General features: G+C 41.3%; 16 protein-coding genes. All 16 read right to left on the bottom strand.

What is annotated here, in order from left to right; all coding sequences use genetic code 11:
• Positions 1-10: 10 nt before the first annotated feature.
• Positions 11-1,111: a flagellar biosynthesis protein FlhB gene (flhB, locus tag GJU40_RS00310; protein WP_154305716.1), complete on the bottom strand. Its 1,101-nt coding sequence runs from the start codon at positions 1,109-1,111 to the stop codon at positions 11-13.
• Positions 1,098-1,889 carry a flagellar biosynthetic protein FliR gene (gene fliR / locus GJU40_RS00305; RefSeq protein ID WP_154305714.1) on the bottom strand — a complete coding sequence of 264 codons (792 nt, stop codon included), beginning with the start codon at positions 1,887-1,889 and terminating at the stop codon, positions 1,098-1,100. Before fliR ends, flhB begins: the two co-directional genes overlap by 14 nt.
• Positions 1,890-1,892: 3 nt before the next feature.
• Positions 1,893-2,162 carry a flagellar biosynthesis protein FliQ gene (gene fliQ, locus GJU40_RS00300; RefSeq protein ID WP_154305713.1) on the bottom strand — a complete coding sequence of 90 codons (270 nt, stop codon included), beginning with the start codon at positions 2,160-2,162 and terminating at the stop codon, positions 1,893-1,895.
• 11 nt (positions 2,163-2,173) lie between these two features.
• Complete coding sequence (gene fliP / locus GJU40_RS00295; RefSeq protein WP_154305711.1) at positions 2,174-2,839, bottom strand: flagellar type III secretion system pore protein FliP; 666 nt, start codon at positions 2,837-2,839, stop codon at positions 2,174-2,176.
• Positions 2,832-3,503 (bottom strand): flagellar biosynthetic protein FliO, encoded by a 672-nt coding sequence (locus GJU40_RS00290; protein ID WP_170289283.1) that lies wholly within the window; start codon positions 3,501-3,503, stop codon positions 2,832-2,834. The genes fliP and GJU40_RS00290 overlap by 8 nt, the downstream gene beginning before the upstream one ends.
• 14 nt (positions 3,504-3,517) lie before the next feature.
• Positions 3,518-3,880, bottom strand: a complete 363-nt coding sequence (gene cheY, locus GJU40_RS00285) for a chemotaxis protein CheY (RefSeq protein WP_154305922.1) — start codon at positions 3,878-3,880, stop codon at positions 3,518-3,520.
• 17 nt (positions 3,881-3,897) lie between these two features.
• Positions 3,898-4,995 carry a flagellar motor switch phosphatase FliY gene (gene fliY, locus GJU40_RS00280; protein ID WP_154305707.1) on the bottom strand — a complete coding sequence of 366 codons (1,098 nt, stop codon included), beginning with the start codon at positions 4,993-4,995 and terminating at the stop codon, positions 3,898-3,900.
• On the bottom strand, positions 4,985-5,983 hold the full coding sequence (fliM, locus tag GJU40_RS00275) for a flagellar motor switch protein FliM (protein ID WP_154305705.1): 999 nt from the start codon (positions 5,981-5,983) through the stop codon (positions 4,985-4,987). Before fliM ends, fliY begins: the two co-directional genes overlap by 11 nt.
• Positions 5,984-6,013: 30 nt before the next feature.
• The gene (gene fliL / locus GJU40_RS00270) at positions 6,014-6,442 is read right to left on the bottom strand and encodes a flagellar basal body-associated protein FliL (RefSeq protein WP_154305703.1); all 429 of its coding nucleotides are present in this window, start codon (positions 6,440-6,442) and stop codon (positions 6,014-6,016) included.
• The gene (locus GJU40_RS00265) at positions 6,435-6,656 is read right to left on the bottom strand and encodes a flagellar FlbD family protein (protein WP_154305701.1); all 222 of its coding nucleotides are present in this window, start codon (positions 6,654-6,656) and stop codon (positions 6,435-6,437) included. Before GJU40_RS00265 ends, fliL begins: the two co-directional genes overlap by 8 nt.
• A 32-nt stretch (positions 6,657-6,688) precedes the next feature.
• Positions 6,689-7,642: a flagellar basal body rod protein FlgG gene (gene flgG, locus GJU40_RS00260; RefSeq protein ID WP_154305699.1), complete on the bottom strand. Its 954-nt coding sequence runs from the start codon at positions 7,640-7,642 to the stop codon at positions 6,689-6,691.
• 71 nt (positions 7,643-7,713) lie between these two features.
• Complete coding sequence (gene flgD / locus GJU40_RS00255; protein ID WP_343031314.1) at positions 7,714-8,169, bottom strand: flagellar hook assembly protein FlgD; 456 nt, start codon at positions 8,167-8,169, stop codon at positions 7,714-7,716.
• Positions 8,170-8,176: 7 nt separating this feature from the next.
• On the bottom strand, positions 8,177-9,439 hold the full coding sequence (locus tag GJU40_RS21320; RefSeq protein ID WP_212029766.1) for a flagellar hook-length control protein FliK: 1,263 nt from the start codon (positions 9,437-9,439) through the stop codon (positions 8,177-8,179).
• A 17-nt stretch (positions 9,440-9,456) separates the two neighbouring features.
• A complete protein-coding gene (locus GJU40_RS00245) occupies positions 9,457-10,053 on the bottom strand; it encodes a MotE family protein (protein WP_170289282.1) in 597 nt (198 codons plus the stop codon).
• Positions 10,054-10,062: 9 nt separating this feature from the next.
• A complete protein-coding gene (gene fliJ / locus GJU40_RS00240; protein WP_154305693.1) occupies positions 10,063-10,506 on the bottom strand; it encodes a flagellar export protein FliJ in 444 nt (147 codons plus the stop codon).
• Positions 10,506-11,825 (bottom strand): flagellar protein export ATPase FliI, encoded by a 1,320-nt coding sequence (fliI, locus tag GJU40_RS00235; protein ID WP_154305691.1) that lies wholly within the window; start codon positions 11,823-11,825, stop codon positions 10,506-10,508. Before fliI ends, fliJ begins: the two co-directional genes overlap by 1 nt.
• Between the last annotated feature and the right edge of the window lies 1 nt (position 11,826).

Raw genomic sequence — 11,826 nt, 5'->3', positions numbered from 1 at the left:
GCTTTACATCTTAAAGTCTCTCTGCTTTTTGGTCCATGCTGTATACATAGGCCAGAATTTCGGCAACTGCTTTAAAATATTCCTCAGGTATGGCCGATCCTATTTCAACTTGATCATACATGGCGCGTGCCAGGGGCCGGTTTTCTACCATAGCAACAGAGTGTTCATTTGCAGTTTGTTTTATCTTTTGAGCAACAAAATCTACTCCTTTAGCTACCACATAAGGAGCATCCATTTTAGCGTCATCATATTTTAGAGCAATCGCAAAGTGAGTAGGATTTGTGATAATGACATCAGCTTTCGGCACATCCTGCATCATCCTTCTCATCGCAACTTCTCTTTGCTTTTGCTTAATTTTTGATTTTATCAGGGGATCGCCCTCTGTTTTTTTGTATTCATCTTTTATATCCTGTTTAGACATTCTGATATTTTTTTCAAAATCATATTTTTGATATAAATAATCCAGCAGTGACAAAAACAACAATGCTGCGGAAGCAAACAACCCCATTTGGACAGTTAGCTTGCCTAAAAAGACGGCAGCCTGAGAAACCTTTAAATGCGGCAGTCTTAGTATTTGATCCAGCTGAAACCAGATCACACCGAAAGTGACTGCTCCTACAAATGTGATTTTTAACAGAGACTTGCAAAGTTCAACAATTGCCCTGATGGAAAATATTCTTTTAAAGCCTTTAATAGGATCGATTTTTTCAAGCTTTGGCTGAATGGCCTGTGTTGAAAATAAGAAGCCAACCTGAAGATAATTCGCTAGAACACCTGCTGCCAGGGCAACAGCCATAATGGGCGCAATCAAAATTGCAGCTTCAAATGCCATGGTGACAAAAATGGTGTGAAGGCTTGCAGAACTGAAATCTATGAGCAGATAATCTTGAAAAGTCATTTTTAAAATACCGAGAGATCTGTCCCTCAAATGGGTGCCGATAAATAAAAAGGATAAAAATACAAGCAGCAGAATAATAGCAGTGTTCACATCAGCACTTTTAGCCACCTGGCCTTTTTTTCTGGAATCCAGCCTCTTTTTCGGTGTGGCTTTTTCTGTTTTTTCACCTGCAAAATATTGAAGATTCAGCCTTAACAGTCTAGGTTGGACCATTATCAGCACCTCCGAGTAATTCCATCAATGCCCTCATGGTATAAAGCATCGTTTCAAAGAGCTGCTGCATCAGCATAAACAGCGCAGCCATAACGAGAATGAGCATGATAAAACTGACTGCGATTTTGAGCGGAATTCCTACTACAAAGATATTCAGCTGCGGAACCGTCCGGGCTACTATACCAAGGGCGATATCAACAAGGAATAAGGATCCTACAACTGGGATGCTCATCTGAAAAGCAATCACAAACATCTTGTTAAAAGAAGTCACTGCAAAGTGAATGACGTTTTCGTTCCCAAGCGGAAGAAACGGCTGATCCAAAGGAATGAATTGAAAGCTGTAAAACACACCGTCCAAAAGCAGATGATGGGCATTCAGGCTCAGCATCAGCAGAAAAGCAAATGTGTAAAGAAATTGTCCTATCAATGGACTTTGCACGCCGGTCTGCGGATCAATGACATTTGCGATCGCAAATCCCATTTGAAAATCAATAAATCCTCCCGCAATCTGAATCGCAGATAAGATAATGTAAGCCATGAGTCCGATCAGCAAGCCTGCCAGTACCTCTTTTAAAACAAGCATGAAATAGCTGCCATTTATGTTTACAGCCGGCACATCAATTGAAATAAATACAATCCATGACAGGAAAAAAGCGAATCCTGCTTTATGTGAAGCTGGAATATTTCGATAAGAGAATAAAGGCAGCGTTATAAAAAATGCTGAAATTCGTGCAAGCACCAACAAAAATGCAGGATAGTTCTGTAAGATATCCGCCATTATTTATCCTATAAACCTATTAAGGTTTCCAAATATATCCTGAGCGTAGGAAAGCATTGTTGATAGCATCCACGGCCCAAAAAATACCAAACCGACAAGTACAGCAATAATTTTTGGAATAAACGCCAATGTTTGTTCCTGTATTTGAGTTGTAGCCTGAAAAATACTGACTGCCAAACCGACCACCAGGGCCAGCACAAGGAGCGGACCGCAAATAATCAACGTTGTGTAGATGGCTTTTTCAGCTACAGATATGACAAACTCAGAATTCATTTACTCACCCTCTAAAAGCTTTGCAGCAATGATTTAATAACAAGATACCAGCCGTCTACCAGCACAAACAGCAGAATCTTAAAAGGAAGGGAGATCATAACAGGCGGAAGCATCATCATTCCCATCGACATCAGTACACTGGCTACAACCATATCAATGACAAGAAAAGGTATAAAAATCATAAATCCAATTTGAAATGCAGTTTTTATTTCACTGATAGCGAATGCTGGAACCAATGCAGTGAGCGGAATGTCTTCAATTGTCTGAGGCCTTTCAATCCCCGCATAATTTAAAAATAGCGCCAGATCTTTCTGCCTGGTGTGTTTACTCATAAATTGCTTAAAGGGAAGTTCAGCTCTGCTGTATGCTTCTTCCAACGTGATCTCCTCATTAAAAAGCGGAGTTAACGCCTGCTCATTCACCTGGCTCAACGTAGGAGTCATCACGAAGAAAGTAAGAAACAGCGCGATTCCTATCAAAACCTGGTTGGGAGGCATCTGCTGAGTTGCAAGGCTCGTCCGCACAAAAGACAGTACAATAATGATTCTTGTAAAACATGTCATCAGAATAAGAATGCTTGGAGCCAATGACAAAACCGTTAATAACAGCAGAAGTTTAATGGAAGTGCTGACATTCTCAGGTGTGCTGTTATTAAAGAATTCCACAAATTCATTCATGGCTGTCTTTCCCTTCTTTACGATAGCCTTTTAATCTCTCTGCCTTTTGTTCTTGAAAACTGGATAGCTGACTTTTAAAGTTAGCAGAAAACGACTCACTTTCTCTAAGAGTTTCTTTTTTTGCAAATAGTGTTGCCCTGACGGTTTCCGCAGCCTTGGAAGCATCCAATCCTCCGCTGTTTCTTCCTTCCAGTATGAATTGCACTTCTTCTTCACTGTCTATTTCTTTCAGCAGCTGAATGGATTCACCAACACCCAGGATGAGTACTTTTCCGCCTGCCCTGACCAGCTGAACAGATTTATTTTGTCCTAAGCTAGTTCCGCCAAGGTTTTCCAGATATCCTTTCGAACCCTGAAAAGCCTGGCGTCTGCCTACTGTTTTTAGCAGAAAGTAAATGATAAAAAGAACAAAGCCTGTTGCAGCGATCATTTTAAAGAAATCAAAGGCAGTGATGGATTGATTTTCCTGAATAACACCCTCATCTCCTGCAGGATCTGTTTGGGGCTCATCAGGAGAAAGAGGATCTGTCTGCACGCTTTTTAAATAGTCATCTACGCTGTTGTTATTTTGTCCTGCCGCCGCATAATCAGTGTGTATTGGGATAAAAAGCAGGAGTAAGAGGACTATGAAAAAAAACCAAGACCTGTATGTCTGTAAGTACAACGAATATACACCCTTTAACTTAATGTTTTGTTTATTGCTTCAAGGACGCGGTCTGCCTGGAATGGTTTTACAATAAAATCCCGGGCTCCTGCCTGAATGGCATCAATGACCATAGACTGCTGTCCCATTGCTGAGCACATGATAACCTTTGCTCCCGGGTTAATAGCTTTGATTTCTTTTAACGCAGCAATGCCGTCCATTTCCGGCATGGTGATATCCATTGTGACAAGATCCGGCTGAGTTTCTTTATACTTTTCAACTGCCTGTTTTCCATCAGCTGCCTCACCCACTACATCAAATCCATTTTTCGATAAAATATCTTTAATCATCATTCTCATAAACGCTGCATCATCTACTATTAAAATTTTATGCGCCATCATATTCACTCCTATAATTATCTCAATTTATTTAAACGTTCTTTTTGGCTTACAATGTCCGTTACTCTTACACCAAAGTTTTCATCAATGACAACAACTTCTCCCACCGCTACAATCTTACTGTTGACGAGAATATCCACCGGCTCTCCTGCAAGCTTATCAAGTTCAATAATGGAACCCGAAGACAGCTCGAGAATCTCTTTGATCGATCTTTTTGTTCTGCCCAGTTCAACAGTAACCTGAAGAGGAATATCAAGCAGCATCTCAAGATTGCCAGTTTCCACGGGGTGCCCCTGCTGATTGCTGAACGCAGCAAACTCGACTGGCTTTACTTCATATTCTTGTGGAGAGGGAGCACTTGTCTTTACTTGTGCAGGAGCTGATTTTGGTTCTTCGTATATCGGCATTTCAGCTGCCGGTTCAGCAGCCGCTATTTCTGACTGAGGGTTCAGCAGCTCAGAAATTAAATCTCTTGCAAACTGCAGTGGCAGCAATTGCATAATATTTGAATCAATCAGCTGGCCAATTTTAAGCCTGAAAGAAACCTGAATATAAAGCGTTTCATCTTTGTCTTCCGAAACACCCTGCTGATTTGCATCCAGAAGCTCAATAGTTGGAGGAGATATATCCACCCTCTTATTAAAAACAGTGGACATCGAAGTGGCTGCAGATCCCATCATTTGATTCATTGCTTCCTGCACAGCGCTAAGCTGTATTTCATCAAGCATTTCACCGGGATTTTTACCGTCTCCGCCAATCATCAAATCTGCTATGATGGCAGCATCATGCTGTTTAATAATTAAAAGGTTGCTTCCTGTAAAGCCCTCCGTATAATCGACTTCAATCCCCACATACGGATAAGGAAATTCTTCGGCAAGATCGCATTTTAAAATTACAGATACTGTTGGTGTTGTGATTTCTACTTTCTGATTCAGTAATGAAGATAATGCTGTTGCCGAGCTTCCGAAAGAGATATTGCCGATTTCTCCGATTGCATCTTCCTCCATAGGAGACAAATAGTCCCCAATTTGAAGTGCTCCAGTTTCCTCAGAAGCAGGAGCACCTCTTAGTAAAGCGTCTATTTCATCTTGAGATAACATTCCATTACTCACCATCTTCTTCACCCCTTGCTAAGTGGTCTATTACCTGGACCGCTATTTTTCTGTTAAGTATTCCGGGCTGTGCCGTAAACTTTGCTCTTTGCCCCACTTTCAGCACAAGCGGACTTTCAACCGAAGAATCCAGCTGAATCACATCGCCAATTTGCATCTGCATAAAATCCTGAATGGTTACCTCTGCCGAACCCAGTTCGGCAATCACAGGCACTTGAGCAAGGTGTATGCTCTGCTGCAGCAATTTCTGTTCACTGGGCTTAGGATCCTTCCGATCAGACTGCATCCAGTAATGTGCGGATAGCTTTGGAATAATAGGTTCTAATACCACGTAAGGAATGCATAAATTGATCATTCCGCTTGTGCCGCCGATTTGCGTGTTCAGGGAAATCACGATAACTGTTTCATTAGGTGAAACCATTTGGATAAATTGCGGATTCACCTCAAAATTAGCCATTTCTGTTTCAATATCAACAATCGTGCTCCACGCTTCTTTATAATTTTCCAGTGACTTTTCAAAAAGGTTTGACATAATCTTTGTTTCGATTTCAGTTAAACCGTCGGCCTTTCCCCCGCCAAAACCATGGCCTCCCATCAGCCGGTCCATCATGGCAAATGCGATGTGAGGGTTAATCTCCATCAGGACATTTCCTTCAAGAGGCTGCACCTGAAATACATTAAGCACCGTCATTTTCGGTATAGATCTGACAAATTCTTCGTAGGGCAGCTGATCGACAGATGCCACATTGATATGAATATAGGTACGCAGCTGTGCTGAATAAAAGGTTGTCAACAGCCTCGCAAAGTTATCATGTATTCTAGTTAAGCTCCTGATTTGGTCTTTGGAGAACCTGAGAGCCCGCTTAAAGTCATAAACCTTTACCTTTCTTTCTGCTTCTTCTTTTTTAAGCTCCTCAGCATCCATCTCTCCTGTTGACAGGGCAGACAGTAAAGCGTCTATTTCATTCTGGGATAATATTTCTCCGGACAAGCCGTCACCTCCCTTTTTTCACTATTCTGTTTATTGAAGAATGAAGGAAGTTACATATACTTGCTTCACCTTGCCGTCCTTCATCAATTCATTCACTTTAGCTGTTATCAGCTTTTTAAATTCTTCTCTGCCTTCCTTGCCTTCCAGTTCATCAGCTGAAACACCGGAAAGTTCGCTGATCACAATATCTTTCACCTGAAATTCGCGTTTTTGAAGCTCTTCCCTTGCTTTCTTTGAATCTGTTTCGAACTTCAATGTTAATCTGACAATGTTATCACTTGAAAGATTAGTAGTAATCTCAGGGAGATCCACAGAGTACTCTATTACTTTATCAATGGAAGGTGCAGCAGAAGCCGTTTCTGTATTCATATATTTCATTACTACTACGATTGCCGTAACTCCTATAAGCGAAATGGAGGTTACAATGACCAGCATGATAGATAATAGCTTTTTATTCATTTTCCGCAGCCTCCACTTCAGCTATTAATCTTAGTACCTGAATTTGCTGATAATACTCGGTAATCAGCATTCGAACAGTTTTTTCATCTTCCTTCACAATGAACTTTTTCCCGTTCAACAAAGTGATGGTAGTATCCGGAAATGCTTCTACCTGCTCTATAAAAGCAGCATTGAGCTGAAATTCTTTACCATTTAATTTTGTAACATATATCATTTTCAGGGGCTTAAGCCCTTACCCCTCCCTGCTTATCGCTTAAGATTAACCAATTCTTGAAGAATTTCATCAGAAGTGGATATAATCTTCGTGTTAGACTGAAATCCCCGCTGAGCAACAATCATGTCTGTGAATTCTTCTGATAAGTCTACATTTGACATTTCCAGCGCTCCTGAAGCAATCGTTGCTGCTCCATTAGATCCAGGTATAAGCAGTTCACTCAACTGTATTCCATCGTTATTTTGATCAATTCTCCCTGAATTGACAGATTCACGAAATAAATTTCCGCCTGCTTTTTCTAATCCACCCGGATTTGAAAAAGTTGCAATTCTAATTTGGCCGGCTACCTGCAGGTTACCATTCTCACTTACAAAAGTAACTTTTCCATCCTGGCCGATGCTGAAGCTCTTAGCCGTAAGCGGAACTTGAATTAAGCCTGCCTGTCCGCTGAGGGTGTCAGTCCACTGAGGATTAGCCCCTTGTGTTTTAGTTCCAGTTTCCCCGATCAAGTAGTAGCCTTCAGCAGTAACGAGGTAACCCTTATCATCCATATAGAAATTACCTGCTCTTGTATAATTCAAGTCCACTGCATCATTGATGTTGCCTGCTATTCTGTTATTGCCAAATGCAGTGCCTGCGTCGAGGCTGACGCTGCCCGGATTTTTTATCGTCGCCACTGGGAAGAATCCATCACCAGCCAACGCCAGATCCAATGTTCGCCCTGTTGTTTGCAGGGAGCCTGTTGTATGAATGGTATCTATTGTTGAAAGCGTTGATCCGAGTCCAACCTGCTGTGGATTTACACCGCTGTTCGTCAGCGAGGGACCGCTCGCACCTGCAACTTGCTGACTCATTAAATCTTTGAATGTTGTTCTTCCTTTTTTAAATCCGTACGTATTGACGTTTGCGATATTGTTCCCGATCACATCCAGCTTTGTTTGGAAGTTCTTCATTCCGCTGATTCCTGAATACATTGATCTTAACATTGTGTTCATCTCCTTATTTTTTCAGCCTGTAAATTAATTTTTATTGCTCTTAAACTATTATTCAGCCCAGGTTACTTAGTAGTTTCGCTGCCTGGGCTGCTGCTCAGCTTTTTGACAGAAAGCGCATCTATTCTTGTTCCATCAGACAATTCCAAAACAGCAGAGCCCGATTGCATAAGGACTGCCGCTACAGTTCCGTTATTTTTCAAGTTCTGCTGCGCAGGATCATCCCACTCCACTTCTTTGCCGATAAGATCAGCATATTGCAGCAGGCTGTTTCCTTTTTGAAACTGAAGAAATTGCTCCAGTGATCTATTCATGTTTGTCATTTGCTCCAAAGAAGAAAAGTTGGCCATCTGAGAAATAAATTCCTTGTCTTCCATTGGCTTTAAAGGGTCCTGATTGCGCAGCTGTGTAATCAGTATTTTTAAGAAATCGTCTTTGCCCAGAGTTGAGCTGCCGGTATTTCTCTGGGAGGCAGTACTCGAGAGCATCAAGCTGGGATCAATAGAAATGTCAGTCATCATTCTCCTCCTATGTACTTTTATCCAGGAACTCAGTCAGCATGGTTGAAAAATCAGCAGGGTCATCTTCCTCTTGAGATTCCATCAAGTTTGAAGCGTTTCTTTCCCTTTTATCTTCTTCTTGCTCCTCTTTTTGCAGCTGGTATTCATTTGATTCAGTACCTATCTGCTCAAACCTGTCAATTTGAAGCTGTGATTGCGGCAAAAGAGCTTTCAAGTGGTGAAGACTTTTCTCCAGCAATTCCTGTGCTTTGCTCGTTGAAGAGATAATTTTTATAATCGTTTCTCCATGAGATTGAGAGACTTTGATGGTTAGATGACCTAAGTGAACAGGATTGAGTTTGATGGTTAAAGTCCCTGTATGTGCAAAACTGTTTCTCGTTTTTTTAAGAGCTTCATAGATTTGATTGGCAAATTCTTGTCTTGATTCTGGAGCTCTATCCAGTTTTATCAGTGCTGTCTGCTCTGCTTTTTCAGCTGCTGGAACAAGACTGGAGATATTCATTTCAATATGGCTTTGCCTGAGATTATCTACGGAACGAAGCTTTTGAACAACCGACGGATCCTTTATAATTGCATAACCGAAATCACTTTTGCTCTTGGCGTTTTCTGCCGGTTCACCCTCAAGCTTTTTTAATAGTTCCGAGATGATTTCTGAATAGCTTTTTTGTGGCTGCGGTTTTTCATTTAAGGAAATTTCGCTCCTATTATCATTGGATTCTTTTATAGAATACTGTTTCACTTTCCATTCATGAGGGTATAATATCTCCAGTCCTTTTGCAGCATTATTAAGTATGGAGGGATTTGGATCTTCTTTTGCCAAAAATAAAAATACCAACAGTACTGCTGCAAGCTCTTCTTCAGTCTCTAATTCTCCAGAGTGGAGCAGTATTTCGTCTACAGTTGCTGACTGCTGAAGAAGTTCCGTCAGTGTTTCTCTTAATAAGTGCGGCATAGCATTTAGCGCTTCAGCCATTTCGTTGTTAAACTCTGTTAGAAAATTTTCGTTGATATACCCTTTATACACTGGCAGCTGCTCTGCTATACCTTCCATAGTATCTAAAAAATTCTTTTTGTTTTCAGTTGTATCAGTGTAATCAGACTCTGCATTTTCTGTATGTTCATCAAGTTCCTGAATTTGTTCGGTGAGATTCCGATTCAGCAAAGAAGAAAACAATTCTTTGGTATTCTGAACTTCACTACCCTCTCCTGCCTGTATACTTGGTTCTGCATGTGCGCCGAGCAAAAACATATTAAGTTCTATCCTGTTCACCCCCTCAACGAATTGTGTTACTCATTACTGTTAGTGAGCAATGCAGTGAATTTAGCTGCTTCTTCTGTACTCATTTTCCCCAGTACTCCTGCAAGCTGGGTGTCACTCATCGAGTTTAGAATCCTCAGTGCTTCATCATTATTCAACTGTGGCAGAATTTCAGCCGCCTTTTTGCTGGACATTTTACTGTATACTTTGGAAATATCCTTGCTTTGTCCCTCTTTTTCCTCTTCTTTTTGCAAAAGGAGCTGTTCTAACGATGAATTCTCCTGCTTTAGCCTGGCGACTTCTTTCTCGCCTTTCTGCTTGTCATTCTCTAAGATTTGCAGATCCAATTTCAAAGCTGAAACTTCCTCAGACAACCGGTCATTTTCACTCTGCAGTTTTACCTGCTTCTTTTCCAATGCATCAGCAGAATTGTCCCCCGCGGCATCATTTCCCTCGCCACTGGTCAACAGCGGAATTTCCTTAAATGTTTTCCCGGCTTTCCCAGCCACATCAAAACCTGCTACCGAAAGAATGATGAGGACGAGTACTCCTGTGAAGAGCATTGGAATGATAATGACAAAAAACAGCCATTGCAATTTCCCATATTCTTTTTCATTGTTTTCCATCTCCATCACCTAACTTTGATTTGCAACATAAGCCTGAATAGAAAGATCATCCATTTGTTTGCTGTCCATAGCTTTCTGCTCCGCTATATACTGCTGATACTGTCTGTCCTTTATTGTAGAATATTTTTTTAATTCAATGCTTCTTTCTATCAAAGCTGACTGCTTCTCATTCATCCTGCTCCTGCTTGCCATGACCAGGCTTTGATAATGCTGAATTGTTTTTTCAAGATTAACAGCAAAGTTTTGATAGTGTCGAAATTCCTGAATCGGCAGGCCCTTGAGAATTTTTCTTTCCTTTTCTTCTTCCAATACTTCTTTCTTTTTTAAGTATCCATACAGCTGTTCTGCAGCTTGTTCAAATTCCTTTACTGACTGGTTATAGTCTGCCAAAGCTGAATTTTTTTCTTTTTCTCTAAAATCCATTACTTTTTGTAGTTTAAAAACATGTGTCATCAAAAATCACCTGTTCCGATTAATTCTTTCAGCTGAGAGATACTGTTTTCAAAAGTTATTTTTTCATCTGTCTCCTGCTTTAAAAAACGGAGAATTTTGGGATAGTACTGTACAGCTAAATCTATATCTGGAGAAGCTCCCCTTTTATAGGCTCCTATATTAATGAGATCTTCTGCTTCAAGATAGGCAGTCAGAAGCTCTCTCAGCCTTGAAGCGGATTTCCTATGCTCAGAATCTGCAATGTGGTTCATCACCCTGCTGATGCTTTTGTTCACATTGATTGCAGGAAACTGCCCTTTGTGGGCAAGCTGCCTGTCCAGGACAATATGGCCGTCAAGTATTCCTCTTACAGTATCAGCAATAGGTTCGTTCATATCGTCGCCGTCCACCAGTACTGTATAAAAAGAAGTGATCGTACCCTTCTTATTTGTACCGGTTCTTTCAAGCAGCTTAGGAAGAATGGCGAAAACGGACGGGGTATATCCTTTAGTGGTAGGCGGCTCTCCGACTGCCAGCCCTATTTCCCTTTGCGCCATAGCAACTCTTGTGACAGAATCCATCATGAACATGACGTTTGCTCCTTTATCCCTGAAGAATTCTGCTATTGCTGTAGCGGTATAAGCAGCCTTTAATCTCATCAGAGCGGGCTGATCTGAAGTTGCAGCTACAATAATTGAATTGCGAAGTCCTCTTGGGCCCAAGTCTCTGTCTACAAATTCTTTTATTTCCCTGCCCCGTTCTCCTACCAGCGCTATCACATTAATATCCGCATTGGTGTTTCTTGCAATCATCCCCATAAGGGTGCTTTTACCAACACCGCTTCCTGCAAAAATACCGACACGCTGCCCTTTTCCGACTGTCAGCAATGAATCTATAACTCTTACGCCGACCTCCATCGGTTCTTCAATAGTGGGCCGTTCCATCGGATTTGGAGGTGGAGGGTCAGATGGCACAGGCGTTAGTCCTGCAGGAAGACCTTCCATGTTCATTGGTTCCCCGAATGCGTTCAGCACTTTACCGATTAATTCAGGCCCGGCTTTTACAGTCATAGGTTCGGATGTTGATTCAACTATGCTGCCTGGTGAGATTTCCGTCACAGGAGAAAAAGGCATTAGCAAAATATTTTCATCCTTAAAACCAACAACCTCTGCTGGAATTCTTCTATCCATTTTTACGCCGGGATAAATATAGCAAAGCTCGCCTATAGAACTTTTTGGACCTCTTGACTCAATCATCAATCCAATTACCCTCGCCACTTTTCCATATCGCTTAAAGGAATCAAGCTGGTCAATCAGGTCGATCATCTTGCTAGTTTCCATT

It is taken from the genome of Metabacillus lacus, assembly GCF_009674805.1.
In the GTDB taxonomy this organism is placed as follows: Bacteria; Bacillota; Bacilli; order Bacillales; family Bacillaceae; genus Metabacillus_C; species Metabacillus_C lacus.
Note: the sequence above shows the minus strand (reverse complement) of the source record. Positions and strands in the feature narration are given on the sequence as shown.

Excerpts from the sequence above, each read along its gene's own strand:
- fliQ (WP_154305713.1), bottom strand. The coding sequence starts at position 2,162 with ATGAATTCTGAGTTTGTCATATCTGTAGCTGAAAAAGCCATCTACACA.
- GJU40_RS00265 (WP_154305701.1), bottom strand. The coding sequence starts at position 6,656 with ATGATATATGTTACAAAATTAAATGGTAAAGAATTTCAGCTCAATGCT.
- fliP (WP_154305711.1), bottom strand. The coding sequence starts at position 2,839 with ATGAATGAATTTGTGGAATTCTTTAATAACAGCACACCTGAGAATGTC.
- fliY (WP_154305707.1), bottom strand. The coding sequence starts at position 4,995 with ATGGTGAGTAATGGAATGTTATCTCAAGATGAAATAGACGCTTTACTA.
- flgD (WP_343031314.1), bottom strand. The coding sequence starts at position 8,169 with ATGATGACTGACATTTCTATTGATCCCAGCTTGATGCTCTCGAGTACT.
- fliR (WP_154305714.1), bottom strand. The coding sequence starts at position 1,889 with ATGGCGGATATCTTACAGAACTATCCTGCATTTTTGTTGGTGCTTGCA.
- cheY (WP_154305922.1), bottom strand. The coding sequence starts at position 3,880 with ATGGCGCATAAAATTTTAATAGTAGATGATGCAGCGTTTATGAGAATG.
- fliJ (WP_154305693.1), bottom strand. The coding sequence starts at position 10,506 with ATGACACATGTTTTTAAACTACAAAAAGTAATGGATTTTAGAGAAAAA.
- fliL (WP_154305703.1), bottom strand. The coding sequence starts at position 6,442 with ATGAATAAAAAGCTATTATCTATCATGCTGGTCATTGTAACCTCCATT.
- flgG (WP_154305699.1), bottom strand. The coding sequence starts at position 7,642 with ATGTTAAGATCAATGTATTCAGGAATCAGCGGAATGAAGAACTTCCAA.
- flhB (WP_154305716.1), bottom strand. The coding sequence starts at position 1,111 with ATGGTCCAACCTAGACTGTTAAGGCTGAATCTTCAATATTTTGCAGGT.
- GJU40_RS00245 (WP_170289282.1), bottom strand. The coding sequence starts at position 10,053 with ATGGAAAACAATGAAAAAGAATATGGGAAATTGCAATGGCTGTTTTTT.
- fliI (WP_154305691.1), bottom strand. The coding sequence starts at position 11,825 with ATGGAAACTAGCAAGATGATCGACCTGATTGACCAGCTTGATTCCTTT.